We start from the raw sequence: 24,207 nt of genomic DNA on the forward strand, positions 1-24,207 counted from the left end.
GTCGTTTTTTACACATCAGCCAAGCCTTCGAACGAACCGAGCGCCTTCGCACGGCGTCGTCCCCTCCGTTAATTCGCGCTTCCTCTCATCAGCGCATCAGCCCAACGTTTCCGCATTCACAAAAAATAGGTTGAATAGTCACAGAAAATGTTATTTAAATAACAAAAATAATAACGCTGTGGTGCCTGCCACAGCGTGCACAAGGTAAAGATATCCATGAATAAGATCGCGGTCATCGGTAGCAACATGGTGGATTTGGTTACCTATATCGACCGAATGCCCCGTCAGGGCGAGACACTTGAGGCTCCGAGCTTTGCCATGGGCTGCGGCGGCAAGGGGGCGAACCAGGCAGTGGCGGCGGCCAAGCTTGGCAGCGAAGTGTTGATGCTGACCAAGTTGGGCGATGACATGTTTGCCGATAACACCCTGGCCAATTTTCAACGCCATGCCATCGACTCGCGCTACGTCACGCGGGTGCCGGGGGTGTCCAGCGGCGTGGCGCCAATCTTTGTGCAGAGCGATTCCCACAACAGCATCCTCATCGTCAAAGGCGCCAACGCGCACTTGAAGCCGGCTGATATCGACGCCGCGGACGCGGCTTTACGCGAATGCAGCCTCATCGTCCTGCAGTTGGAAATCGACTTGGCAACCGTCTACTACGCCATCGAGTTTGCCAAACGGCACGGCATTCCGGTGTTGCTCAACCCGGCCCCTGCGGTCGCGGGTTTGAGCCGCGAGCATCTGGCGCAGCTGGATTTTTTCATTCCCAATGAAAGCGAACTGTCACTGATCACCGGCAAGTCGGTCGAGGGGCCTGAGAGTGCGTTACTCGCCGCGCGGGTGTTGGTCGCCCAGGGTATCCGCCACGTTATCGTCACCCTCGGCGAGCATGGCGCGCTGTATGTGGGCGAGGAGGGTGAGTTCCATGTGCCTGGGCGCGAGGTCGAGGCCCGGGACACCACCGGCGCTGGTGATGCCTTTATCGGTTGCTTCGCCCACTACTGGACCCAGCAGGGCGATATGCGTGCGGCCATGACCCGGGCGGTGGCGTATTCCGCCTGTTCGGTCACCGGCCTCGGCACCCAGAGTTCCTACCCCGACGTTGCCCGGTTCGCCGAGTTTTTTGACCCGTCCTGAGTCGTCTATCACCGATGTTGGCCATCCCTGTATGGCTGACGCGCCGTATACCCCACGGAGAATAACAATGACAAAAGTCCCGCTCCAACAAACTGCCGATGGTTTTTATCTCAATCGCACGCCCTGGTTCGCTTTTTTGCTGCTGTGCAGTATTTTCGCCCTGTGGGCGGCGGCGGCCAGCATGAATGACGTGCTGATCGCGCATTTCAAGAAAGCCTTTTTGCTCAGCGATTTCCAGACCGCGTTTGTGCAGTCGGCGTTTTACCTGGGCTACTTTTTCGTCGCGATTCCGGCGGCCTTGGTGGTCCGTCGCTTCGGTTATAAAAGCACGATTCTGGTGGGTTTGATGCTCTACATGGCGGGCTGCGCGCTGTTCTTTCCTGCCGCATCCAGCGCCACCTACGGCATGTTCCTGATGGCGCTGTTTGTGATCGCGTGCGGGCTTTCGTTTCTCGAAACCGCCTGCAACACCTACTCGACCTTGATGGGCCCGCGGGAGACCGGCACCCGCCGCCTGAACATCTCGCAGACCTTCCACCCGTTCGGCGCCATGGCCGGGGTGTATGTCGGCAGCTTCGTGATGTTCAAGGACACCGATGCGACCCACGAACAACTGACCCAGATGAGCGCCTCTCAGGCGGCTATCCAACAGTTGGAAATGATCCAGTCGACCCTGCTGCCGTACAAGTGGATGATCGCGGTGCTGGTGCTGATGTTTATCCTCATCGCCATCACCCGCTTCCCCGCGTGCCGGGGCAACGTCAAGGCTGATGTGAAAAAGCCCAGCCTCGGCCAGAGCCTGGCGCGCCTGTCGCGTAATCCGCGCTTTACCTTCGGCGTGCTGGCGCAGTTTCTGTATGTGGGTGCCCAGGTGGGTGTTTGGAGCTTCACCATTCGCCTGGCGATGCAGATGGGCGGGATGAACGAGCGCAGCGCGTCATGGTTCCTGCTGACGACCTTTGCCGCTTATTTCGTCGGCAAGATGGTCGCCAATCTGTTGATGCGCAAGCTGCACCCTGCCAAGGTCCTCGCCATCTACGGCGTGCTGACAATTGCCTTGCTCGCCTACACCATCCTGGTACCGAATATCAGCGCGGTGTACGCAGCGGTCGCGGTGAGCATTTTCCTCGGGCCGTGCTGGCCGACCATTTATGGCCTGACGATTGAAGGACTGGGCGAAGACACCAGTGTCGGCGGTTCTCTGCTGGTGATGAGCATCGTCGGCGGCGGGGTGATTCCGGTGTTCCAAGGCCTGCTGTCAGATGCCACTCACGGCAATATGCAGTTGGCCTACAGCGTGCCCCTGCTGTGTTTTGTGGTGATTGTGGCCTACGCCTATTCCTGCATGCGTCACAGTCGCGCCGCGCAGCCTCGGGCTGGCGCTGTGGTGGCCTCATGAAAACCTTCACGCTGGCCTTGTCTCCCGAGCAGTTCAGCGGCGTCGAAAAGACCCTGCTGCAATCGGCCGATTTTCGCGTGCTGGCCTGGACCTACCCCAGTGGGGTCAAGGCGCTGGCGTTGGAAAATGCCCGCGGACGCGTAGTGGCCTTGCCTTACCAGGGGCAGATGATCTGGTCCGCGACCTTCGACGGTTGCGAGCTGACCATGCGCAATATGTTTCGCCAGCCCAAGCCCAGTTCGACGGTGATCGGCACCTACGGCTGTTTTATGTTCCACGCCGGGCTGCTGCGCAACGGTTGCCCGGCCCCGGCCGACGACCACCCGCTGCACGGCGAAATGCCCTGCGCGCCGATGGACGCCGCCTGGCTGGAAGTGGGGGAAGACGCCGCTGGCCTTTACCTGCGCCTAGGTGGTGACTACGAGTATGTGCAGGGGTTTGGCGACCACTATCGGGCCACACCCACGCTGACCCTGCGTGTCGGCTCGGGGGTATTTGATATTGGCATGGCGGTCACCAATCTTGCGGGCAAGGCCATGGAACTGATGTATATGGCCCACATGAACTACGCCTACATTCCCGGCGCCAGCCTGGTCGAGCCCTTGGCCGGCGCCCGTGTCCGGGTTCGCAGCAGCGTGCCGGCCCACGTCAAGCCAACTCCCGAGTGGTCGGCCTATATGGCTGAGTTGAGCCAGGACCCCTTGCGCTTGAACACCCTGGACAGCCCCGCGCTGCATGATCCGGAAATTGTCTGTTTCTTCGAAGAGGTGCCCGGCGATGCTGCAGGTCATGCGCATTTTCTACTGGACCATCCCGAAGGTTCGGCGTTTTACACCCGCTATCGGCCCGATCAGTTCTCCCATGCCACCCGCTGGATCCTGCATAACGCCGACCAAGGTGTCGCCGCATTCGTCTTGCCCTCTACCTGCGAACCCGAGGGCTACCTGGCGGAAAAAAACAAAGGCAATGTGCGCTCATTGGCCGGCGGGCAACGTGCGCTGTTCAGCGTGAGCACCGGTTATTTGTCGGCTGAAGAACGTTGCCGCCTACGGGATGAATTGGGCGGCTGATGAGGCGTGGCGAGGGAGGTTCACACCACCCATTGCGCGCCGTATTGCGTGATCAGCTCACGGTATGGTTTGGGCAACTTCTTATCGGAGACCACCACGTTGAATTGTTCCAGGGTGGCGAAATGCGCGGTGCGCACGACGTCGAACTTGCTGTGGTCGGCCAGCAGCATGCGGTGCTGGGCCTGGCGCAAGACCTTCTGTTTGACCGCCACTTCATTGAAGTTGAAGCAGGTCACGCCGAAGGTTTCGCTGACGCCTGCGGCCGAGATGAATGCCCAGGTCAAGCGCACGTTGTCGAGGATGCTGCTCTCGTTGGCATGGTCGAACACTTGGTTCTTGCGATGGAAGGTGCCGCCACACAGGACGATCGTGCAGTTGGGTTTTTGCGCCAGCTTGAGCAACACGTTGAGCGAGTTGCAAACCGCGGTGAACTCAAGTTCATCGGGGATGAAATCAATCACAAAGGGCACCGTGGTACCGCAGTCGAAGAATACCGTGTCGCCGCGCTTGATAACCGCGGCCGCGAGCTTGCCGATGCGGCGTTTCTCTTCCACATGCCGAGTGCCTTGCTCCGTGACTTTGTAGTCGGGCGCGCCTTCCGGGTCGAATGCGAGCGTGATATGCCCGCCGAGTAGATGGAACTTGTCCGGGTAGCGGTTGAGATCCCGGCGCAGGGTCATTTCCGAGACTTCCAGCAACGCGGCCATCTCCCGCAGATGGATCGCCTTTTGGTCCTGCAGGGCTTGTTGGATCAGTTTGATGCGTTCTGATTGTTTGCTTTCCACAGGTATTCCGATCGGCCAGTTATGTTGTAATTACATCATTTATTGGTATTATATTAACATTCGCTGGGCGCGTCTTCTAACACATTCGCCCATCGTGCTCCTTAACCAGGAACGGATTTCATGACCTCAATCACACCCGCAGCACTTGCACCGTTTATCGATCACACCTTACTGGCGCCCGACGCGACGCGGGAGCAAATTGCAGCGTTATGCAAAGAAGCGCAGGAATATGGGTTCTATTCCGTGTGCGTGAACTCGGGCCAGGTGCCTTTTGCCGCTCAGTTGCTTGCAGGGCAGAAGGTCAAAGTCTGCGCAGTGATCGGGTTCCCACTGGGTGCGGGGCTGAGCGAGAGTAAAGCCTTCGAAGCCCAACAGGCAATTGCCGTGGGCGCGGGAGAGATCGATATGGTGCTCAATATCGGCGCACTGCGCGAAGGGCGCCTGGATACAGTGCGCGACGATATCGCCGCCGTGCATCAAGCTTGTGGTGCGGTGCCGCTGAAAGTGATTCTCGAAACCTGCCTGTTGGACGAGGAGCAAAAGATCCGGGCCTGCGAAGTCTGCCGTGAACTGGGCGTGGCTTTCGTCAAGACGTCGACGGGCTTCAGCCGCGGTGGCGCCACCGCTGAAGACATCGCCCTGATGCGCCGCGTCGTCGGCCCGCAGATGGGGGTCAAGGCGTCAGGTGGGGTGCGCGACTATGCGGCTGCAGTGGGCATGATCGAAGCCGGCGCCACCCGCCTAGGCACAAGCTCGGGGGTGAGCATTGTCAGTGGCAAGCTCGAGGATGCGGCGGGTTACTGAATTCGTTTTGTACCCGACCATTTAAAAAGCCTGCTGAACTCAATGCTCAGCAGGCTTTTTAATGGGGACTGGTCTGTCAGGCAGGTTGGGCCGCGAGGCTGTTACTCACATTACGCCCCAGCACCAACACTGTGGCAAACCCACATCCCACCAACGCCGTAGCCAAGCTTAACAACACTGAACTGCCCATCTGATCGACGATCCGCCCGCCAAAGAACGAGCCCAAGGCAATGATCACCTGGAACAAGGCGACGAACAGCGGCATGCCGCGTTCCACATCCTTGGGCGCGACCACAAACATCCAGATGCTGGCGCAGGCCGGGAAGGCGCCAAAGGCGAAACCCCAGAGCGCAATGAGTATCGCTGCGCCGGTCAAACCGGTGGCGAAGTGGGGGAACAGCGCGGTGCTGGTGCCGATCATCAGCGCGACCAGCAGCAGGGTGTAGCGCACGCTGCGGTTGGCGGCGAAGCCGGCGAAAATGTTACCCGCGACCCCTGCCACACCAAACATCAGCAGCAGCGAGCCAATTGTCGGGCCATCGAAGCCGGCGCTGTTTTTGAAGAAAGGTGCGACATAGGTATACGCGGCAAAGTGCGCCAGGCCGATCAGCAATACGGCGATCAGTCCGACCCGAGCCCGTGGGTTGATAAACAACGCCGGCAGGTCACTGACGTGAATGGCCTTTTCCGGGTTGAGCCGGGGTAGCAGGAAGACCTGCGCCAGGACCACCGGTATGCCCAACAGCGCGGTGACCAGGAAGGTCATGCGCCAGCCCATCAGGCCGCTGAGCCAGGTCCCTACGGGCACGCCCAGTACGGTGGCCAGTGTCACCCCCATCATGATGATCGATGTGGCTTTCGCTACGCCCACACCCTTGGGGGCCAGGCGGCCGCTGAGGGCAATGGCCGTCGCCCAGAAACCGCCGATGCTGATACCCAGCAAGACGCGGCCGAACAGCAGCAGGCTGAAGTCACTGGCGAAGGCCACGACTGAGTTGGCGATAATCATGACCAACGTCAGGCCGATCAGCAGATAGCGACGGTCCATGGTGCCAATGATCACCGACAGCAGGGGGGCGGCGAGGGCGGCCATGATGCCAGGCAGGGTGACCATCAGGCCTGCGTGGCCGGCAGTGATGCCCAGGTCGCTGGCGACGTCGTTGAGCACGCCCACGGGCAGAAACTCACTGGTGACCAAGGCGAACGCGCCCACGGCAACCGAGAGAATTGCCAACCACTGCTGTTTGACACTTTGTTGATTATGTTCGGGAAGGCCGCGAGGGGCCTGGCTGGCACTTGGCATGGTTGGGTTCCAGGATGAGCGTCGCCTGAAGCCAGGCGAGGGGGAGGTAATTTGGACGCGATTATAGGAATCAGTGTTGAACATCGGGCAGGCGCTCGTTTCGATAGTAATCATCAGTGCAATCGATACGACGCTCTAGCACGCACTACACGTTCAATGCACCTTTCGTACAGGCTTTCAAAATGCTGCCTACGAGCAGCGCATTGCGGTACTCCCGGCAACTTATTACTTTGTGGTAGCGCTCGAGATCGGGCGCCTCCAACCGCAAAGGAACTGCATCGTGAACAAAAATACGAAAGAAGCCACCGGCAAGATCGCGACGTTGGCGGCGGAAGTGCTCACCAGCCAAAGCGCCTCAACCATTGCCAAAAGCCTCGCCGCTTCAGCTTTAGCCCAAAAAGGCACCGGCAAGCAGACGAGTGCAGAGATGGAGCAGAAAGCTGGAAAGGTGCTGGGCAGCGATAAATACAGCGAAGATACCAAAGCGCTTGCCGCCTCGGTTGTCTCAAGCGAACAAGGAGCGCGGAAGCTAAGTCACCCCGCTAGATAGGAAAGGCCCGGTAGTCGAATCGGCTACCGGGCCTCAGTCATCGCCCAAGCCGTTCTGACAGGCTCTCGATAAACACCGTTTGCGCCCGACTCATCTTCTGTTCCCGATTCCACAGCAAATGAATATCCACGTCCGCGATCCCCTCATCTGGCGGCAGCCGCCACAGCAGCCCGTTCTTCACATCCTCTGCCACCACATGAATCGGCAAACAGCCCAAGCCAAACCCGGCAATCACCAACCGACGCACTTCTTCCGGGCTTGAAGAGGGCGCCACGATCCGTCCGCGCATTCGTACAATCTCTTTGCGCATGGCGTTGGATCCGAATCCCGCAAGCCTTCCACAATACCGCAGCCAGATGGACACCCGCAGCCAGGACCTGGTCAAAAGGCTGGCTGACCTCGAGGCGGTGATCGACACCCCTGAGGTACGCTCGCTCTATGACCAGTTCCAGGTTTCGCTGCGCCTTTACCAGCAGGGCCTGGCCCAATCTTTCGTCCTTGCCGACAAGCAGCAGGGCGCCGAACTCAACAAGCTGCTGCTGGTGGACATGAAAACGGTGATTGATGGCTCCGGTGCGCAGCTCAATGCCCTGGCCGACTGCTACAACGCGCAGATCAACCAGCAGGGACAGGTGGCCGAGGCGCAGTACGGTCGCTCGCGCACCATGGTGTTCGGCTTCGTGCTCCTGGCGGCGTTGAGCACAGTGGCGCTGGCGTGGTTGCTGACGCGCAGTATTGTCGGCCCGCTGAGCCATGCGGTGCGGGCTGCAGAAAACGTGGCCCATGGCGACCTGACCCAAACGGTGGCTGTTACCGGTGACGACGAAGTGACCCGCCTGCTTGTAGCACTCAAGACCATGCAAGCCAACCTGCGCGGGACCTTACAACTGATCCGTCAGTCGGCGGGGCAGATCGCATCATCCGCCACCGACCTGAATGGCATCACTGATCAAAGCAGCCGCAGCCTGCAAAAGCAGACCGCTGAAATAGAGCAAGCCGCCACCGCCGTCAACGAGATGACCTCGGCGGCGGATGAAGAAGCGCGCAATGCGGTTTCCACCTCAGAGTCCACCCGCCTCTCTAATGAAACGGCGCGCGAAGGCCAGCACCGTGTCGGCGAAACCGTCAGCGCCATTCAGGCCCTGAGCACAAATATTGGTGAAACCTCGACGCTGGTGCAGACCCTCGCTGAACAATCGCGTGATATCGGCAAAGTGCTCGACGTGATTCGCTCCATTGCCGAACAGACCAACCTATTGGCCCTCAATGCCGCCATCGAGGCTGCCCGGGCCGGTGAGTCCGGACGTGGCTTTGCGGTCGTGGCTGACGAAGTGCGTGCACTGGCACACCGTACGCAGCAGTCGACGCTGGAGATCGATCAGATGGTGACCGCGATGCGCACGGGGTCTGACCATGCGTTGACATCAATGCAGTCCAGTACCCAGCGCGCTGCCGCTACCTTGACCATGGCTGAAGGTGCGGGAGGCGCGTTGAGTCAGATCACCGACTCCATCGACCAGATTCACCAACGTAACCTAGTCATTGCCAGCGCCGCAGAAGAGCAGGCTCAGGTTGCCAAGGAAGTCGACCGCAACATCGTCAACATTCGCGACTTGTCGGCGCAGTCCTCATCCGGCGCCGGGCAGATCAATGGGGCGAGTCGCGAGCTGGCGCAGTTGGCAGTTTCGTTGAGCGAGGCGGTGGCGCGTTTTCAGCTATAGCGCGATTTACGGTGAAGGCGTGTGAGCATCGGGCACCCATTCCAACACCCGGTTCCTCCCGCCTTCGGCCAGCAGATAACTCCCTCGACCGGTCGGCACAATGATCACCCTTGTTGTCGGGGCTAACCCCAATCGCTTTGCAACATTGCCGTGTAGTCTTTGCCACCGTAAAACACACCCGGTATCGACACCGTTTCGGAATCGGGCCCTACCATGAACGCGATGACGGTGGTGCGTCGACAGTGAGTGATGCGCAACTCGGGTAGCAGGTCGTCACGGCAAGTGCCACGCAAGGGAAACAGGGAAAGCCTTTCGCAGTAGCCGATGAGATTGTCGATAAAGCGCGCAGCAGTAGAGGGGGGCGCGGCATCGCTGACACAGTCTTCAAGGGCGTCGAGTTGCGCCAAGGCTTGAGGCGAAAAGACGACCGTGTAGCTCACGTTTTCCCCGTGTCTTTTCGCTGACGCTGGGTCGAGCGCATTTGGAAGTCCGCCGAGGTTGGGTAGGATTCAATCCTACTGGACCATTGACGTGATGCAAGAAGCAACTGATCGATGCCGATATCCGGCGACTCGTCGTCTATCCAGAAGTGATGGGTTTCCATGAGTGTGTACGTCTCCCGTTGTGTAGGTCAGGTCGCAAGTATTGACCCATTTCAACGATTGCGTGGCCGCAGAAACCCAATAACCCACTGATATGTATGACTTTATATTTGTAGCAAGGTGATAGCGGCAAAGTCATCGGTCCCCCTGCAACGTAGCGCCCACGCGCCCACGATGATCGGGCTGGTATTGCCGCAGGTGATGCGTAATATGGGCTTGATAAAACGCCGCGGGCGGACCTTGCCGCCAGCGGCGCTGGAGTTGGAGCGGTGGGTGCGGGAGATGCCGTTTCGGTCAGCGTGACACCGGGTCCAGTCCGGTGGATTGCACCACGGGTTGCGCCTGAGGCGATGACAAATATTGAAGCAGCGCTTTGGCTTGGGCCGTCAGCGCCATCGCGCTGAGAGCCACCGCCGCCAAGGTGTTGAGCAGTGGCTTCATTGTGCAGCCTCTTGCATCACCTGCCCTCGGGCGTTGGCGTGGCGATACAGCGCCAGGGTCGAGCACAGCGCACACGCCGCAGCAAACATCATCCAGTAGGCGGGCGACGCTTTATCGCCAGTGATGTGAATGAACCACGTGGAGATCGCTGGGGTGAACCCACCAAAAATCGCCGTCGCCAGGCTATAGGCCAGGGAGAAACCCGCCACGCGCACTTCCACCGGCATGATTTCAGTGAGGGCCGGGATCATGGCCCCGTTGTACATGCCGTAGAGGAAGGAGAACCACAGCAGGGTTTCCAGCATGTGCGCGAAGCTGGGTGCGTTCACGACGTAGGACAATGCTGTATATGCCGTCAGAACGGTCAGTACAGTCATGGCGATCAGCACCGGCTTGCGGCCGAAACGGTCGCTCAAGGTGCCGCCGATCGGCAGCCAGATAAAGTTCGACACCGCCACCAACAAGGTCACCAGCAGGGCGTCGGAGGTGCTCAGTTGCAGCACGGTCTTGCCGAACGTCGGCGCGTACACGGTGATCAGGTAGAACGCCGTCGTGGTCATGGCCACCATCAGCATGCCACCGATCACCACGGTCCAGTTCTTCACCAGGGTCGCCAGCACTTCGCGCAGGGTTGGACGGTGCTTGCGATTGGCGAACTCTTCAGTTTCCTGCAGGTTGCGACGCAGGATGAAGATGAACGGGATGATCACGCAGCCGATGGCGAACGGAATGCGCCAGCCCCAATCGGCGACCACAGCGGGCTCCATCCACACGTTCAGGCCATAACCCAATGCGGCGGCGATCACGATGGAGATCTGTTGGCTGCCCGACTGCCAGCTGGTGTAGAAGCCCTTGCGTCCTGGCGTTGCCATTTCGGACAGGTACACCGACACGCCGCCCAGTTCCGCGCCGGCCGAGAAGCCTTGCAGCAAACGGCCCAGCAAGACCAACAAAGGTGCCCACAGGCCAATGGTGTGATAACCGGGCACCAACACGATCAGCAGCGTGCCGCTGGCCATGATCGACAGGGTCACGATCAGCCCTTTGCGGCGCCCGACGTCATCGATGTAGGCGCCCAGGATGATTGCGCCCAACGGACGCATCAGGAAGCCTGCGCCGAATACGGCGAAGGTCATCATTAATGACGCAAACTCATTAGCGGCAGGGAAGAACGCGGCAGCAATGTAAGTGGCGTAGAAACCGAACAGAAAGAAGTCGAACTGTTCGAGGAAGTTACCCGAGGTAACGCGAAAAACCGCGCCAACTTTAGAATGGGCAGATTCGGGCCGGTTAGGGCTAGTCATGGTTTTGTGTCTCCAGCGGTCTTTTTAAAGTGCTTGATTCGCCTATGACCGAGGATAGTGGCTGACACATTTAGAAATGAAAAGTAACAAATTTGGATGGATTGATGTTTGTTAGCTATCAATCCGCAGCGCAGTCCAAATGTCGTAGCGCACCTATGAAGCCGGGAAACTATTTGACATATTTGATTTGTGATCACATATTGGGGCCATAAGAACGACAACACAGGTTTTGCCTCATGACAGACAGTCCGCTCCTCCTGCCCACCCTGCGCCAGGTGTCCCGCGATACTTTGCAAGACCAGGTCTATCGCCAGATCCGCGAAGCACTGATGAGTGGCCGTTTTCAGCCAGGCCAGAAACTCACCATCCGCGGCCTCGCCGAAGCCCTCGGTTCCAGCCCGATGCCGGTGCGTGAAGCCCTGCAACGCCTCAGCGCCGAAAACGCCTTTGAAGTCACCGAAACCTCCCGTCTGCGCGTACGCCTGATGACGGTAGAACGTCTGCGTGAAATTCGTGATACACGGGTCGCCCTTGAAGGTTTACTGGCCGAAAAGGCCGTGCTGCTCCTGCAAAAAGCCGACCTCGACGAAATCACCGACCTCTGCCAACAGATGCAGCACGCCGCCGACGAAGTCGATGTGTCCCGCTACCTGTGGACCAACTTTGCGTTTCACCGGCGTATCTATGCCGTGGCCCAGGCCGAGTTGACCATGGCCGCCGTGGAAAACTTCTGGCTGCACATGGGCCCGTGCTTTGCGCTGGTCGCCCCGGATAAAGCTCACCTGCAACGCTCGATGGAGGCGCACACGCGCATCGTCGAAGCGTTGGCTGCCCGTGATGGCGCTGGCGCGCGCGCGGCGGTGACCGATGACATCATGCAGGCCGCCGATTCCCTGGCGCGCCTGCTCGTCAAGAACGACCGTTCGCGGTCGTCTGTTTCAGGAGGTAAACGTGCATGAGTGTCCTACAACGGCTGCAGCCCTATCCTGGGTTACGTGTGTTGATTTCCGGTGGGGCTGCCGGCATTGGTGAAGTGCTGGCGGCGGCCTATCTCGAAGCCGGTGCCCAGGTGCATGTGTGTGATGTGAGCGAGCCCGCCCTGGCAGCGTTTCGCGACAAATACCCTGGCACGGTCGGCACCCGTGCCGACGTCAGCGATGCCGCGCAGATCGAGGCGGTGTTCAAGGTGCAGCACGAGCATTTCGGCGGCCTCGATGTGCTGGTCAACAACGCCGGAATCGCCGGGCCTACTGGCGGGATCGATGCCATCAGCGACGCCGAGTGGCAAGCCACTATCAACATCAATCTCACCGCGCAATACCGCTTTGCCCACCACGCGGTACCGATGCTCAAGGCGTCGCCCCACGGCCATCTGCTGCATATCGCCTCGGTGGCGGGGCGTTTGGGCTACGCGTGGCGTACCCCGTATGCGGCGACCAAATGGGCGATTGTCGGTTTGATGAAATCCCTGGCCTCGGAGTTGGGCGAGAGCGACATCCGCGTCAACGCCTTGCTGCCTGGCATCGTCGAAGGCCCGCGCATGGACGGCGTGATCCGCGCCCGTGCCGAGCAGGTCGGTGTGCCCGAAGCCGAGATGCGTCAGGAATACCTCAACAAGATTTCCCTCAAGCGCATGGTCACCGCCGAAGACGTGGCCGCCATGGCGTTGTTTCTCTGTTCACCCGCCGCGCGCAACGTGACCGGCCAGGCGATCAGCGTCGACGGAAACGTCGAGTACCTGTAAGTCACGGAAGAACACCTCGCGCTTTACCCAGGATTTTTTTCATAAGAATAAAAGTCGGAGAATCGTCATGTCCAAAAAACGTCCTGTCATCATTACCTGCGCTGTCACCGGCGCGATTCATACGCCGTCGATGTCACCGCATTTGCCGATTACTGCGCAGGAAATTGCCGATGCCGCCATCGGTGCCGCTGAAGCCGGCGCTGCGATTGTTCACCTGCATGCCCGTGACCCGAACGACGGCCGTCCGAGCCAGGACCCCGCACTGTTCACCGAATTCCTGCCGCAAATCAAAGCCGCCAGCGAAGTAGTGATCAACATCACCACGGGTGGCGCACCGACCATGGGCGTGGAAGAACGCCTGCAACCGGTGATGCAGTTCAAGCCGGAATTGGCCTCGCTGAACATGGGCTCGATGAACTTCGGGCTGTACGAAATGCTCAACCGCTTTACTGACTTCAAGCACGATTGGGAAAGGCCATACCTGGAAGAAAGTGACGACCGGATCTTCCGCAATACCTTCCGCGACATCACTCACATTCTCAACGCCTGCGCCGAGAACCGCACCCGTTTTGAGATCGAGTGCTACGACATCGGTCACCTCTACACCGCTGCCCATTTCCTGGAGCGCGGCTTGCTCAAGCCACCCTTGTTTATCCAGTCGGTGTTCGGCCTGCGCGGTGGCATCGGCGGGCACCCGGAAGATCTGGCGCACATGCGACGTACCGCCGACCGCCTGTTTGGCGACGACTACGTGTGGTCGATCCTCGGCGCCGGACGTGGGCAGATTCCGTTGGCGACCATGGGCTTGTCCATGGGCAGCAATGCGCGGGTTGGCCTGGAAGATTCACTGTGGGACGGTCCGGGAAAACTGGCGGCGTCGAATGCCGACCAGGTACGGCGCATTCGTACGGTGATCGAAGCCCTGGGGCATCGCGTCGCCACGCCGGACGAAGCGCGGGAAATTCTTGGGCTCAAGGGGCGCGACCAGGTCAACTTCTAAACACACACACAGGGCCGCGGCAAAGCGCGGCCTGTATCCCGCACAACAACAATAAGGGGATCACACCATGCGTATCGAAGTGCTTGTCGACGTCAAGACCACCCTGGGCGAAGGCCCGGTGTGGGACGTCGAGCAACAACGTTTGTACTGGATCGACAGCGCCGACGGCCGCATCCTGCGCTGCACCGACGACGGCCGTGAATTGCGTGCCTGGGAGGTGGGCCAGAAAATCGGCTCCATGGCCCTGCGCCACAACGGTGAGAGTGCCATCGTCGCCCTGCAAAACGGCGTGCACACCCTCGACCTCAACAGCGGCGAGCTCAACCTGATCATCGACCCGGAACCGCAGTTGCCAAACAACCGCCTCAACGACGGTAAGGTCGACCGCCAGGGCCGCTTCATCTTCGGTTCGATGGACACGCTGGAGGACAGCGCCAGTGCCAAGCTCTACCGGCTCGATGCCGACCTGAGCCTGCACACCCTGGACGAAGGCATCATCGTGTCCAACGGCCCGTGCTGGAGCCCGTCGGGTGAAACCTTCTACTTCTGCGACACCTGGTCCGGCGATATCTGGGCTTACGACTACGACCTCACCACCGGCAACGTGAGCAACCGCCGCACCTTTGCCAACGTCGACACCCGCACGGGTGGCGCCGCCGATGGCTGCACCGTGGATGCCGAAGGCTGTCTGTGGCAAGCGCTGGTCTACGCCGGAAAACTGGTGCGCTACACCCCCGATGGCCAGGTCGACCGCATCATCCCGATGCCAGTGAAAAAGGTCACCAGCCTGACCTTCGGCGGGCCGAATCTCGACACCCTGTTTGTGACCTCCATGGCCAAGCCGCCGCTGCCGCGTTTCCCGGCAGACGGCCAGCAGCGCGGTGCGCTGTTCGCCATTACCGGGTTGGGCGTGCAAGGAATAGCTGAGCGAAGGTTCGCCAGCTAGCGCGTTTTTTCAATAAGGCATATTCCTTCGCAACCTTGTGTCAGTGCGCGCCTTCGCGCGCCTGGAGAGGCCCATGGCAACTATAAAAAAAGCGTCGCTGCGCAGCATTCACCGGCATTCCTGGGTGTCGCTGCTGGTCTGTTGGATGATCTGGATCCTCAACGCCTACGACCGTGAGATCGTGTTGCGCCTGGGGCCGACCATCTCCAAGCATTTCGATTTGTCCGCCGACCAATGGGGCACCGTGGCCACGGTGGTCATGCTCGCGCTGGCGCTGTTGGATATCCCCGGCTCCATGTGGAGCGACCGTTATGGCGGCGGCTGGAAACGTGCGTGCTTCCAAGTGCCGTTGGTGCTGGGTTACACCGCGATTTCGTTTCTGTCCGGCTTCAAAGCCTTGAGCGGTAACCTCGCGACCTTTATTGCCCTGCGCGTCGGCGTCAACCTCGGCGCCGGTTGGGGCGAGCCGGTCGGGGTGAGCAACACCGCCGAATGGTGGCCGGTGGAGCGTCGCGGGTTTGCTCTGGGCGCGCACCATACGGGCTACCCGATTGGCGCCATGCTCAGTGGCATTGTCGCGAGTTTTGTCATCACCGTGTTTGGTGAGGACAACTGGCGTTACGTGTTCTTCTTCGCCTTCGTGGTGGCGCTGCCGCTGATGATTTTCTGGGCGCGTTATTCGACGGCCGAGCGCATCACGGCGCTGTACGTCGACATCGCCGCCAAAGGCATGACCCCGCCCGACAGCGCACCGGCCAGCCAAGTCAAAGGCGAGGCCTGGCGTACGTTTATCGCCACCTTGCGCAACCGCAATATCGCCCTTACCGCCGGTAATACGATGCTCACGCAAGTGGTGTACATGGGCGTGAACATTGTACTGCCGGCCTACCTTTACAACATCGCCGGGCTGTCGCTGGCGGAGTCGGCGGGGATGAGCGTGGTGTTCACCCTCACCGGCATTCTCGGGCAGTTGGTGTGGCCGTCGCTGTCGGACATCATTGGCCGGCGCACCACCCTGATCATCTGCGGGCTGTGGATGGCGGCGAGTGTCGGTGCGTTCTACTTCGCCAATACGCTGACCTTGATCATCGTGGTGCAACTGCTGTTCGGCCTGGTGGCGAATGCGGTGTGGCCGATCTACTACGCCGTGGCCTGCGACTCTGCCGAGCCGTCTGCGACCTCCACCGCCAATGGCATCATCACCACTGCGATGTTTATCGGTGGCGGCCTGGCGCCGGTGCTGATGGGCAGCCTGATCGCCATGGGCGGCGGCTGGACCACGCTGCATGGCTACACCGTGTGCTTTTTCGTGATGGCCGGCTGCGCCCTCGGCGGCGCGCTGCTGCAGCTGTTTTCACATCGCCCGCCGGCGTTGGCTGTGCAACTCGACTCCTAGAACAACACTGATGCGCCCCCCAGCCCGGCTGGCGGGGCGCCAAGAGGAATTGCCGATGACTATCGCCATCCCCGCCCGCGAGCCGCAGGCGTTAAACAAACTGATGTTCGTCAAGCTGATGCCCTTGCTGATCATCGCCTACATTTTGAGCTTTCTGGACCGCACCAACATCGCCCTGGCCAAGCATCACCTGGATGTCGACCTGGGCATTTGCGCCGCTGCATACGGATTGGGCGCGGGGCTGTTTTTCCTGACCTATGCGCTGTCGGAAATCCCCAGCAACCTGATCATGCACAAGGTCGGCGCGCGGTTTTGGATCGCCCGGATCATGGTGACCTGGGGCCTGATCTCGGCGGCGATGGCCTTTGTGCAGGGCGAGACCTCGTTCTACGTGCTGCGCCTGTTGCTGGGCATTGCCGAAGCCGGTCTGTTTCCCGGTGTCATGCTCTACCTCACCTACTGGTTCAACCGTGAACAACGGGCGCGTGCCACCGGTTACTTCCTGCTCGGCGTGTGCTTCGCCAACATCATCGGCGGCCCGGTAGGCGCGGCGTTGATGCGCATGGACGGTCTGCTCGGCTGGCACGGCTGGCAGTGGATGTTCCTGCTGGAAGGTTTGCCGGCGGTGGCTTTTGCCTGGGTGGTCTGGCGCAAACTGCCGGACCGTCCGAGCAAGGCGCCGTGGCTGTCGGCCGAGGAAGCGCATGGGATCGAACAGCGCATCGCCCTGGAAACCGAAGAGGGCGCGGGCGAGGGCGGGCACTCGTTGAAAAACTGGCTGACCCCGCAAATTCTGCTGGCGATCTTTGTGTACTTTTGCCATCAGATCACCATCTACACGGTGATTTTTTTCCTGCCGAGCATCATCAGCAAGTACGGCGAACTGAGCACCATGAGCGTCGGCTTGCTGACCTCATTGCCCTGGATCGCGGCGGCTCTCGGCGCGGTATTGATTCCGCGTTTTGCCACCACGCCCGGGCGTTGCCGTCGCTTGTTAGTCACAGGGCTGTTGACCATGGCGTTGGGCCTGGGCATTGCCTCGATGTCGGGGCCGGTGTTCAGTTTGCTGGGCTTTTGCCTCTCGGCGGTGATGTTCTTTGTGGTGCAGTCGATCATCTTTTTGTACCCGGCCTCGCGCCTCAAAGGCGTTGCGCTGGCGGGCGGGCTGGGTTTCGTCAACGCCTGTGGGCTGTTGGGCGGGTTTGTCGGGCCGTCGGTGATGGGGGCGATCGAGATGAGCACCGGCAACGCGATGAACGGCTTGAAAGTGATTGCGGTGGTGTTGGTGATCGCGGCATTGGCAGCCTTGCGTTTACGTCAGGGCCAGGAGCAGGCGCCTGCGCCACAGGCAATCATGAAACCAGCAACGAAATAGGAAAGCCCGACGCCAGCACCCCATACGCCACCATCGCCGCCAGGCACAGGCCGACAAACACCCGCAGCAGTGTGCGGGCGGTGGGGTTGGCAATCAGCTGGATGACCCAGATACAAAACCCGACCAATACAATGGCCGAGGCGAGAATGACCAGCACGGTAGTGTTCCTGCGACCTTGGAGAGCTGTTTTATAGCCGCAAAGCGGCTGGATGAACAGTGTGCACATAGACGCAGGCCCCCGCGCTTTCTAAACTGCGGCTTGTCTTGGGGAAAGGGGCAGGCGCCGATGAATCGCAATGAATTACGCAAGGCCGACATCAACCTGATGGTGGTGTTCGAAGCGCTGATGCTCGAGCGCAACGTGACGCGGGTGGCGGAGAAGCTGTTTCTCGGCCAGCCGACCATCAGCTCGGCCCTCAACCGCTTGCGCACCTTATTCAACGACCCACTGTTCATTCGTGTCGGCCACCGCATGGAGCCCACCGCGCGCGCCGAGGAAATCATCCAGCACCTGTCGCCGGCCCTGGATTCATTGTCATCGGCCCTGAGCCTGACCCACGATTTCGACCCGTCCATCAGCACCATGACCTTTCGCATCGGCCTGTCCGACGATGTCGAGTTCGGCCTGCTGCCACCGTTGCTACGCGCGTTGCGCCAGGAAGCGCCGCAAGTGGTGTTTGTGGTGCAGCATGTGGACTACTGGCGCATTCCGGACCTGCTGGCCTCTGGTGATATCACCGTCGGCATCACCCAGACCCGTGGCTTGCCGGCGAATGCCAAGCGCAAGCTGCTGCGCCATATCCGCCCGCGCTTGCTGCGCGCCGATGCCTCTGACACACCGCTGACCCTCGATGAATATTGCTCGCGGCCCCATGTGCTGGTGTCCCACACCGCCAACGTGTCGGGGTTTGCCGATGAATGGCTGGCGGAAATCGGCCGCAAACGCCACGTGGTGTTGTCGGTGCCGCAGTACAGCGCATTGCCGGCGTTGCTCGCCGGCACTGACCTGATCGCCAGCCTGCCGGACTACACCGCCGAAGCCATGGCGGTGTCGGGCCACCTGTTCTGCGAGCCGTTCCCGTTCGAGACGCCGACCCTGGATTTGTCCATGGTCTGGCTCAGTCATGTGGACACTGACCCGGCTGAACGCTGGGTGCGTTCGCGGCTTGAGGCCTTCATGAGTGATCGAGGGTTGGCGACCCAGGCCTGACTCGCATGGTATACCTGCGAAACTTCCTACAATAAATTTGGAGCCCTTCATGCCACACCTGCACCTGGAATACACCGCCAACCTGACAGGCCTTGCCGTCGAGAAAGTCCTGTTGCGGCTCAACAACGTGCTGATGGTCTCCGGCCAGTTCGGTTCCGAGTTCGATATCAAAAGCCGTGCGGTCAAGGTCGAGAGTTTCCAGGTAGGCACTTCCCTCGATCCGCGTGGGTTTGTCGCGTTGAAGCTTTCGCTGCTCAGCGGGCGGTCACCACAGGTCAAGAAGCAGTTGTCGGAAAGCTTGCTGGCGGCGTTGCAGGACGCGAGCGACTGGCCGGCGGATATACAGGTTCAACTGAGTGTCCTGTTGGTGGACATGGACCGCGATGCCTACAGCAAAGCCGTCATCGGCTGACACCGCAACGATGCCACCGGCGTAGGGTCCTTTCACAGCAAGCCCTGGTCCGCGCAGACTTTTACAACCTGCTCACGAAACCAGGTATTGGCACTGTCCTGTTCACTGGTTTCATTCCACTGCATCTCCAGCGTGAACCCCGGCAAACCGTTGGGCGCCTCGCAATGGCCGAACACCGCCGCAGGCGCCAACAGCTTTTGCACGCGGCGCGGCAGGGTGACGATAAAGTCGGTGCCGGTGATCATCTTCAGCGCCGCACTGTAGCTGTTGGCGCGGGCGATCACTTGGCGCTTGTGGGCCTGGCGCGCCAGCCAGCCGTCGATCATGTTGGTGTCGGAGGTCCACGGCGTGGGGAACACATGCCGTCGCTCGACAAAGGTTTGTAGGCTGAAGGCCGGTTCGCGCGGCGCTGAGCGTTTATCGAACACGCACACCAGGTCGTCTTCGAGCAGCATCTGCGTGCGGAAGTCTCTATGGGCGCGGTGGAAGTTGGGGCCGAAACAGATCACCAGATCGAGACGGCCATCGCGCAGGTCGTCGGCGGGGATGTCGGTTTCCAGCTTCTGTACATTGACGATCACCGGCAGGTCGGCGCGGTCGAAGTGCTTCAACAGGCGCGGCAGGATCAACTGTTCGAAATATTCCGGCGCGCACACGTTGAACGTCACGGCCTTTTGCGTCGGGTCGAAAGCCTGGCCACCGGCGTGGCACAGGTTGATGCACTCGAGAATTTTCTGCACATGGCCGTACATGGTGGTGGCCTTGTACGTCGGGCGCATGCCCGCTCGTGTGTTGATAAACAACTCGTCTTCGAAACTGGTGCGCAGCTTCTTCAGGCTGTAGCTCACGGTGGACTGGCTGACAAACAGCGTTTCGGACACCTCGGTAACGCTGCTCTGATCATAGACGGCGATAAATACCATCAAGTCCTGCATGTCGAGCTTTCTGAGCAAGTTACTGTTTAACATCGGTTTCGTCCGTAAACCCGTTGTACCGAACTCAGTACAAGACAACGCAAAAGCTTAACGGAACGAGCGTGCCATTAGAAAGCTCTGTAGGGCGTTTCTATGTTTGGCGTGAGACAAATACTGTTTGCAACACGACTTCAGTGGATATGGTGTGCGTAGTGTTTTGGGTTAAAGCGCGTGACGATCAGCAGCATCACTACGATCACCGCCGTCAGCGACCACCAGGCCCATTCGAAGCTGCCCAGTTGATCGCGGATCATCCCCGCGATCAGCGGCGACAGCCCGGCTATCAAGTAGCCGATACCTTGAACAAACGCCGTGAGGCCACCGGCGCGGCGCGGGTTGTCCAAGTGGTCGAGGGACAGGATCAAGCTCATCGGGAACAGCCCGCCAATGCCCAGGCCGAGCAGGCAGGGCCACAGCAGGCTCAGGTATTGCGGGCTGAGAATCAACCCGCAGAAACCGAGGATGATCAGCACCAGCAGCACCGCAACCACACCGCGTTTATCCCGGCGACGGTTGGCGATGGCGGGGGTGATCAAGCCGGACACCACTTCCATTGCCGTCAAAAAGCCTAGCAGCAAACCGGCGTTCTGTTCGCTCCAGCCTTGCTCCACGTAGTACGGCGCCAGCCAGGCGAGTACGCAGGTGTAGGACGCAGTACCAAGGCCGAAAAAGACGGCCAGCAACCAGGCCCGGCCGTTACCGAAAAACGATGCCTGTGGGCCGGCATTGGCTTGCGGCAACGGCGGCAGCACCGAGCGCTGCGCAACCCAGAACGCCAGCGCCAGTACCGCGAGCACTGCCCAGATTGCCAGGCCAATGCGCCAACTGCCGGTCTGCACTTGCACGAAGGGCGCGAACGACGCCGCCAGCGCAGCGCCCCCCATGATCGCGGTGACGTACAGGCCCATGAACAGCGAGACGTTATTGCTGAATCGCGACTTGATCAGCGCCGGCATCAATGCCTGGATCATCGCAATGCCCACCCCGGCCGCGATGGCGCTGACGATCAGCTCCAGCGCCGAATCGAGGAACAACCGCGACAGCGTAGCGATGCCAATCACCAGCAGCGACAGCCCAATGCTGCGGTGTTCGCCAAAACGCTTTGCCAGGCCCATGCCAAAGAACATCGCCAAGCCCATGGCCATCACCGGCAACATGGTCAGCAACGCAGCGCTGCTGAAACTCAACGGCACGTCGCCGCGAATCGATGACAACAGTGGGCCCACGGCGGCCATTGATGGGCGCAGGTTGAGGGCGACCAGCACGACACTGATCATCAGCCAGAGGGCGGTGGTGGGTTTGGTGTGAACGGTTTCCATGGGCGGGCCTTGAGTGAGCAAGGGCGAATCAGGCCATGGAGGGGAGGCGTGGGGCAAATGAGAAAGTCGCAGTGCCTATTGAAAAATTGCAGCTGACTGATTCTCCGTTGATCAACATGTGGGAGCAGGCAAGCCAGCGCCCACAGTTTTTAACCGCGTTGGGTCAGTAGCCCACGGTGAAACGCTGGCGGGAGTGCTTTGGTGATTCCACTTCGTCGATAAGGGCAATCGCGTAATCAGCAAAACTGATCCAACTACGCCCTTCACGGCTCACCAACAAATCGTCCTTGCCTACACGGAATTTACCGGTGCGTTCGGTCTCAACAAACTCCGCCGAGGGCGACAGGAAGGTCCAATCCAGTTCCTTCTCCTGACGCAGCGCATCGAGAAACGCAGCCCCCGCGCTGGCCTCGGCTTTGTACTCTGCCGGGAAGCCTTCGCTGTCGATCACCCGACCGCCACCCGGCAGCAACAGCGAACCCGCACCGCCCACCACCAGCAGGCGTTTCACCCCGGCTTTTTTCACCGGCCCGATCACGGCGCTGGCGGGCAGGGTGGCGAAGTGTGCGGCGCTGATCACCACATCGCTGCCGCTGACGGCGTGTGGCAGGGCATCTGCGTCCAGTGCGTCAACCTGTTTGACGGTGACGCCAGGGCGAATGGCCAGCTTGTCGGTATTACGTGCGATGGCTACAACGCTATGCCCACGGCGCAGCGCTTCTTCCAGCAGTTGGCTACCGGCACGGCCAGTGGCCCCAATGATTGCAATCTTGCTCATGACGTTCTCCAGGACGGTTAAGGTTTGAAACGCTTCACCACTTCATTTCGCCCTTGGCGACTTTGGCGCTCAGCGCCAGCGAGCTTTCGTCGGCGAGGGTCGGGAAACGTTTTTTCATGGCCGCGATCAGGGCAGCGGAATCCTTGGCTTTGGCGGTCTCGACGTCAAAGGCCTTGATGTAGTCGGCGGTAAAGGCCACCGATTTCAGCGACGGTGTGCCCAGGTAATGGCCTGGAACCACGGTGCGAGGTTTGAGCTGTTCGATGCGTTGCAGGGTGGCGAGCCAATCTTTGTGGGATTGCGCGCTCTGGGTGTCGGCCATCCACAGGTGGATGTTTTCAGCGACGACCACACCACCGACCACGGCTTTGATCGACGGGATCCACACAAAGCTGCGATCCGTCTGCGGGCCATCCAGACCGATGACATCCAGTTGTTGGCCTTCGAGGGTCAAGCTGTGGCCTTCAAGCACCTGCGGGACGATGGTTTTGGCCGGCTTGTCGGCGCCCATTTTCGGGCCCCAGAACTCAAGCTTTCCGGCAACGGTCGCCTTGATGTGGTCGACCACCGGTTGCGGTGCAAGCACCTTGGCGTCGGGGAACGCGGCGGTGAGGGTGTCGAGGCCGAAGTAGTAGTCCGGATCGCCATGGCTGATGTAGATGGTGGTGAGGTGTTTGCCGCTGGCGCGGATCTTTTGCACCAACTGCTCGGCCTGGCCCTTGCCGAATTGCGCGTCCACCAGGATGGCGTCCTTGGCACCGCTGACCAGCACCGAGCTGACCGGGAAGATCGCGGCTTCGCCTGGGTTGTACACGTCCAGCGTCAGGTCGGCCGCAGCCGCATGGGCGGCGAAGGCCAAGGCAGCGGTGGCCAGGGTCAGGCGCTTGAAGGTTGAGAACATCGGACAGCTCCAGCATGGGTAAGGGATGCACAGAGCTTAGTTGCACAAAACCAGACTAAAAATGCGATGCTGGGACATAGTTTGTTTCTAAAATCGGGCAGATCATGGATCGTCTTCAAGCAATGCGCGTGTTTGTCACGGTGGTGGACCTGGGTAGCCAGTCCGCCGCCGCCGACCATTTGGAACTGTCGCGGCCGGTGGTGTCGCGCTACCTGGCCGAGCTGGAAGACTGGGTCGGCGCACGTTTGCTGCACCGCACCACGCGCAAGCTCAGCCTCACGGCGGCCGGCAGTGAAACCCTGCCGCGCTGTCGGCAAATGCTGGAACTGAGCGGCGATATGCAGGCCGCTGTCAGCGAGCCCGACGACGCGCCCCGCGGCCTGCTGCGCCTGAGTGTCAGTACGTCTTTCGGCCAGGCGCAATTGGCGCAGGCCATCGCCGAGTACGTCAAGCGCTACCCGCTGGTGACGGTTGACCTGCAGATGCTCGACCGCACGGTGAACCTGGTGGATGAGCGTATCGACCTGGCCATCCGCACCAGCAATGACCTGGACCCCAACCTTATCGCCCGGCGGCTGACGGTGTGTCGCTCAGTGGTCTGCGCCACGACGGCTTATCTGCTGGAGCATCCGGCCCCGCAGAAAGTCGAAGACCTGGCCGGGCACAACTGCCTCACCCACTCTTATTTCGGTAAAAGCCTGTGGCATTTCGAAGAGCGTGGCGAGCACGTTTCGGTGCCCATCAACGGCAATATCACTTCCAACGAGGCCAGCACCTTGTTGCGCGTGACGCTGGCCGGGGCAGGGGTGTCGATGCTGCCCAGTTACCAGGCCGGCGACTACATCCGCCGCGGTGAACTGGTACGCCTGCTGCCCGATGCAGAGCCTCGCCGGATGAACATTTACGCGGTATACGCCTCGCGCAAGCACATGCCATCGGCGCTGCGCAGCCTGTTGGATTTCCTGGTGGTGCGGTTCCCGGAAGAGCCCGCATGGGATGCGGGTCTCTAGGTCGACATAAGCGTGTTGAATGTCGC

22 protein-coding genes and 5 pseudogenes are annotated in these 24,207 nt (G+C 60.3%); 16 read left to right on the forward strand and 11 right to left on the reverse strand.

The features are described 5' to 3' along the window. Positions 1 to 216 precede the first annotated feature (216 nt). The 3 genes from rbsK to AACY36_RS11380 all read left to right on the forward strand — a co-directional run bounded on the left by rbsK (position 217) and on the right by AACY36_RS11380 (position 3,606). Positions 217 to 1,137 carry a ribokinase gene (gene rbsK, locus AACY36_RS11370; RefSeq protein WP_339414933.1) on the forward strand — a complete coding sequence of 307 codons (921 nt, stop codon included), beginning with the start codon at positions 217 to 219 and terminating at the stop codon, positions 1,135 to 1,137. Between the two features lie 67 nt (positions 1,138 to 1,204). Then, positions 1,205 to 2,536, forward strand: coding sequence for an L-fucose:H+ symporter permease (fucP, locus tag AACY36_RS11375; protein WP_339497075.1), 1,332 nt, complete (start codon positions 1,205 to 1,207; stop codon positions 2,534 to 2,536). After that, complete coding sequence (locus AACY36_RS11380; RefSeq protein ID WP_339414931.1) at positions 2,533 to 3,606, forward strand: aldose 1-epimerase family protein; 1,074 nt, start codon at positions 2,533 to 2,535, stop codon at positions 3,604 to 3,606. The genes fucP and AACY36_RS11380 overlap by 4 nt, the downstream gene beginning before the upstream one ends. 20 nt (positions 3,607 to 3,626) lie before the next feature. Here the strand turns inward: AACY36_RS11380 and deoR are convergent, their stop codons facing one another. Further along, entirely contained in the window at positions 3,627 to 4,391 is a 765-nt protein-coding gene (deoR, locus tag AACY36_RS11385; protein ID WP_370467916.1) for a DNA-binding transcriptional repressor DeoR, read from the reverse strand. A 120-nt stretch (positions 4,392 to 4,511) separates the two neighbouring features. Here deoR and deoC point away from each other — a divergent pair, with 120 nt between their 5' ends. After that, the gene (gene deoC / locus AACY36_RS11390) at positions 4,512 to 5,195 is read left to right on the forward strand and encodes a deoxyribose-phosphate aldolase (protein WP_339414930.1); all 684 of its coding nucleotides are present in this window, start codon (positions 4,512 to 4,514) and stop codon (positions 5,193 to 5,195) included. A gap of 76 nt (positions 5,196 to 5,271) precedes the next feature. Here the strand turns inward: deoC and AACY36_RS11395 are convergent, their stop codons facing one another. Beyond that, a complete protein-coding gene (locus AACY36_RS11395; RefSeq protein ID WP_339414929.1) occupies positions 5,272 to 6,498 on the reverse strand; it encodes an MFS transporter in 1,227 nt (408 codons plus the stop codon). A 280-nt stretch (positions 6,499 to 6,778) separates the two neighbouring features. Between AACY36_RS11395 and AACY36_RS11400 the strand changes: the two are divergent. After that, a pseudogene (locus AACY36_RS11400) lies at positions 6,779 to 7,031 on the forward strand (hypothetical protein). Positions 7,032 to 7,085: 54 nt separating this feature from the next. Here AACY36_RS11400 and AACY36_RS11405 read toward each other — a convergent pair. Next, positions 7,086 to 7,331 (reverse strand): annotated as a pseudogene (locus tag AACY36_RS11405) (LysR substrate-binding domain-containing protein); the annotation flags it as partial. Between the two features lies 1 nt (position 7,332). Here AACY36_RS11405 and AACY36_RS11410 point away from each other — a divergent pair. Continuing rightward, positions 7,333 to 8,769: pseudogene (locus AACY36_RS11410) on the forward strand (methyl-accepting chemotaxis protein); the annotation flags it as partial. A 122-nt stretch (positions 8,770 to 8,891) separates the two neighbouring features. Here the strand turns inward: AACY36_RS11410 and AACY36_RS11415 are convergent. Then, positions 8,892 to 9,209, reverse strand: a complete 318-nt coding sequence (locus AACY36_RS11415; RefSeq protein ID WP_339414927.1) for a type II toxin-antitoxin system RelE/ParE family toxin — start codon at positions 9,207 to 9,209, stop codon at positions 8,892 to 8,894. Between the two features lie 345 nt (positions 9,210 to 9,554). Between AACY36_RS11415 and AACY36_RS11420 the strand changes: the two are divergent. Beyond that, a pseudogene (locus AACY36_RS11420) lies at positions 9,555 to 9,674 on the forward strand (LysR family transcriptional regulator); the annotation flags it as partial. Here AACY36_RS11420 and AACY36_RS11425 read toward each other — a convergent pair. Both AACY36_RS11425 and AACY36_RS11430 read right to left on the reverse strand, forming a co-directional pair. Then, positions 9,666 to 9,752: pseudogene (locus tag AACY36_RS11425) on the reverse strand (ABC transporter substrate-binding protein); the annotation flags it as partial. The pseudogenes AACY36_RS11420 and AACY36_RS11425 overlap by 9 nt on opposite strands. A 56-nt stretch (positions 9,753 to 9,808) precedes the next feature. Further along, the gene (locus AACY36_RS11430) at positions 9,809 to 11,116 is read right to left on the reverse strand and encodes an MFS transporter (RefSeq protein ID WP_339414926.1); all 1,308 of its coding nucleotides are present in this window, start codon (positions 11,114 to 11,116) and stop codon (positions 9,809 to 9,811) included. A 236-nt stretch (positions 11,117 to 11,352) separates the two neighbouring features. Between AACY36_RS11430 and AACY36_RS11435 the strand changes: the two genes are divergently transcribed. The 6 genes from AACY36_RS11435 (at position 11,353) to AACY36_RS11460 (ending at position 17,577) form a co-directional block, all read left to right on the forward strand. Continuing rightward, the gene (locus AACY36_RS11435) at positions 11,353 to 12,075 is read left to right on the forward strand and encodes a GntR family transcriptional regulator (protein ID WP_339414925.1); all 723 of its coding nucleotides are present in this window, start codon (positions 11,353 to 11,355) and stop codon (positions 12,073 to 12,075) included. Next, positions 12,072 to 12,860, forward strand: a complete 789-nt coding sequence (locus tag AACY36_RS11440) for an SDR family oxidoreductase (protein WP_339414924.1) — start codon at positions 12,072 to 12,074, stop codon at positions 12,858 to 12,860. The genes AACY36_RS11435 and AACY36_RS11440 overlap by 4 nt, the downstream gene beginning before the upstream one ends. Positions 12,861 to 12,927: 67 nt before the next feature. Further along, positions 12,928 to 13,860: a 3-keto-5-aminohexanoate cleavage protein gene (locus tag AACY36_RS11445; protein WP_339414923.1), complete on the forward strand. Its 933-nt coding sequence runs from the start codon at positions 12,928 to 12,930 to the stop codon at positions 13,858 to 13,860. A gap of 67 nt (positions 13,861 to 13,927) precedes the next feature. Beyond that, a complete protein-coding gene (locus AACY36_RS11450) occupies positions 13,928 to 14,806 on the forward strand; it encodes an SMP-30/gluconolactonase/LRE family protein (RefSeq protein ID WP_339414922.1) in 879 nt (292 codons plus the stop codon). 73 nt (positions 14,807 to 14,879) lie between these two features. Further along, a complete protein-coding gene (locus AACY36_RS11455) occupies positions 14,880 to 16,202 on the forward strand; it encodes an MFS transporter (RefSeq protein ID WP_339414921.1) in 1,323 nt (440 codons plus the stop codon). 55 nt (positions 16,203 to 16,257) lie between these two features. Then, a complete protein-coding gene (locus AACY36_RS11460; protein ID WP_339414920.1) occupies positions 16,258 to 17,577 on the forward strand; it encodes an MFS transporter in 1,320 nt (439 codons plus the stop codon). Here AACY36_RS11460 and AACY36_RS11465 read toward each other — a convergent pair. Then, complete coding sequence (locus AACY36_RS11465; protein ID WP_339497079.1) at positions 17,555 to 17,734, reverse strand: hypothetical protein; 180 nt, start codon at positions 17,732 to 17,734, stop codon at positions 17,555 to 17,557. The genes AACY36_RS11460 and AACY36_RS11465 overlap by 23 nt on opposite strands. A 129-nt stretch (positions 17,735 to 17,863) precedes the next feature. Between AACY36_RS11465 and AACY36_RS11470 the strand changes: the two genes are divergently transcribed. Together AACY36_RS11470 and AACY36_RS11475 are read left to right on the forward strand one after the other, a co-directional pair. Beyond that, positions 17,864 to 18,787, forward strand: coding sequence for a LysR substrate-binding domain-containing protein (locus AACY36_RS11470; protein WP_065874789.1), 924 nt, complete (start codon positions 17,864 to 17,866; stop codon positions 18,785 to 18,787). Between the two features lie 49 nt (positions 18,788 to 18,836). Continuing rightward, positions 18,837 to 19,199 (forward strand): 5-carboxymethyl-2-hydroxymuconate Delta-isomerase, encoded by a 363-nt coding sequence (locus AACY36_RS11475; RefSeq protein ID WP_339414918.1) that lies wholly within the window; start codon positions 18,837 to 18,839, stop codon positions 19,197 to 19,199. Between the two features lie 32 nt (positions 19,200 to 19,231). Here AACY36_RS11475 and AACY36_RS11480 read toward each other — a convergent pair whose 3' ends face one another. The 4 genes from AACY36_RS11480 to AACY36_RS11495 form a co-directional block, all read right to left on the reverse strand. Beyond that, positions 19,232 to 20,167, reverse strand: a complete 936-nt coding sequence (locus AACY36_RS11480; RefSeq protein WP_339414917.1) for a LysR family transcriptional regulator — start codon at positions 20,165 to 20,167, stop codon at positions 19,232 to 19,234. A 137-nt stretch (positions 20,168 to 20,304) separates the two neighbouring features. Then, positions 20,305 to 21,492, reverse strand: a complete 1,188-nt coding sequence (locus tag AACY36_RS11485) for a cyanate transporter (RefSeq protein WP_339414916.1) — start codon at positions 21,490 to 21,492, stop codon at positions 20,305 to 20,307. Positions 21,493 to 21,655: 163 nt separating this feature from the next. Next, on the reverse strand, positions 21,656 to 22,270 hold the full coding sequence (locus AACY36_RS11490; protein ID WP_339414915.1) for an NAD(P)-dependent oxidoreductase: 615 nt from the start codon (positions 22,268 to 22,270) through the stop codon (positions 21,656 to 21,658). Between the two features lie 34 nt (positions 22,271 to 22,304). After that, a complete protein-coding gene (locus AACY36_RS11495) occupies positions 22,305 to 23,171 on the reverse strand; it encodes an MBL fold metallo-hydrolase (protein WP_339414914.1) in 867 nt (288 codons plus the stop codon). A gap of 104 nt (positions 23,172 to 23,275) precedes the next feature. Here AACY36_RS11495 and AACY36_RS11500 point away from each other — a divergent pair, with 104 nt between their 5' ends. Continuing rightward, positions 23,276 to 24,181: a LysR family transcriptional regulator gene (locus AACY36_RS11500; protein ID WP_339497080.1), complete on the forward strand. Its 906-nt coding sequence runs from the start codon at positions 23,276 to 23,278 to the stop codon at positions 24,179 to 24,181. Positions 24,182 to 24,207: the final 26 nt, after the last annotated feature.

This window comes from Pseudomonas sp. EA_15y_Pfl1_P101, from assembly GCF_963970835.1.
GTDB classification, from domain to species: Bacteria; Pseudomonadota; Gammaproteobacteria; order Pseudomonadales; family Pseudomonadaceae; genus Aquipseudomonas; species Aquipseudomonas tritici.

Coding starts and splice junctions, on each gene's coding strand:
- rbsK (WP_339414933.1), top strand. CDS start 217: ATGAATAAGATCGCGGTCATCGGTAGCAACATGGTGGATTTGGTTACC.
- fucP (WP_339497075.1), top strand. CDS start 1,205: ATGACAAAAGTCCCGCTCCAACAAACTGCCGATGGTTTTTATCTCAAT.
- AACY36_RS11380 (WP_339414931.1), top strand. CDS start 2,533: ATGAAAACCTTCACGCTGGCCTTGTCTCCCGAGCAGTTCAGCGGCGTC.
- deoC (WP_339414930.1), top strand. CDS start 4,512: ATGACCTCAATCACACCCGCAGCACTTGCACCGTTTATCGATCACACC.
- AACY36_RS11395 (WP_339414929.1), bottom strand. CDS start 6,498: ATGCCAAGTGCCAGCCAGGCCCCTCGCGGCCTTCCCGAACATAATCAA.
- AACY36_RS11430 (WP_339414926.1), bottom strand. CDS start 11,116: ATGACTAGCCCTAACCGGCCCGAATCTGCCCATTCTAAAGTTGGCGCG.
- AACY36_RS11435 (WP_339414925.1), top strand. CDS start 11,353: ATGACAGACAGTCCGCTCCTCCTGCCCACCCTGCGCCAGGTGTCCCGC.
- AACY36_RS11440 (WP_339414924.1), top strand. CDS start 12,072: ATGAGTGTCCTACAACGGCTGCAGCCCTATCCTGGGTTACGTGTGTTG.
- AACY36_RS11445 (WP_339414923.1), top strand. CDS start 12,928: ATGTCCAAAAAACGTCCTGTCATCATTACCTGCGCTGTCACCGGCGCG.
- AACY36_RS11450 (WP_339414922.1), top strand. CDS start 13,928: ATGCGTATCGAAGTGCTTGTCGACGTCAAGACCACCCTGGGCGAAGGC.
- AACY36_RS11455 (WP_339414921.1), top strand. CDS start 14,880: ATGGCAACTATAAAAAAAGCGTCGCTGCGCAGCATTCACCGGCATTCC.
- AACY36_RS11460 (WP_339414920.1), top strand. CDS start 16,258: ATGACTATCGCCATCCCCGCCCGCGAGCCGCAGGCGTTAAACAAACTG.
- AACY36_RS11470 (WP_065874789.1), top strand. CDS start 17,864: ATGAATCGCAATGAATTACGCAAGGCCGACATCAACCTGATGGTGGTG.
- AACY36_RS11475 (WP_339414918.1), top strand. CDS start 18,837: ATGCCACACCTGCACCTGGAATACACCGCCAACCTGACAGGCCTTGCC.
- AACY36_RS11480 (WP_339414917.1), bottom strand. CDS start 20,167: ATGTTAAACAGTAACTTGCTCAGAAAGCTCGACATGCAGGACTTGATG.
- AACY36_RS11485 (WP_339414916.1), bottom strand. CDS start 21,492: ATGGAAACCGTTCACACCAAACCCACCACCGCCCTCTGGCTGATGATC.
- AACY36_RS11490 (WP_339414915.1), bottom strand. CDS start 22,270: ATGAGCAAGATTGCAATCATTGGGGCCACTGGCCGTGCCGGTAGCCAA.
- AACY36_RS11495 (WP_339414914.1), bottom strand. CDS start 23,171: ATGTTCTCAACCTTCAAGCGCCTGACCCTGGCCACCGCTGCCTTGGCC.
- AACY36_RS11500 (WP_339497080.1), top strand. CDS start 23,276: ATGGATCGTCTTCAAGCAATGCGCGTGTTTGTCACGGTGGTGGACCTG.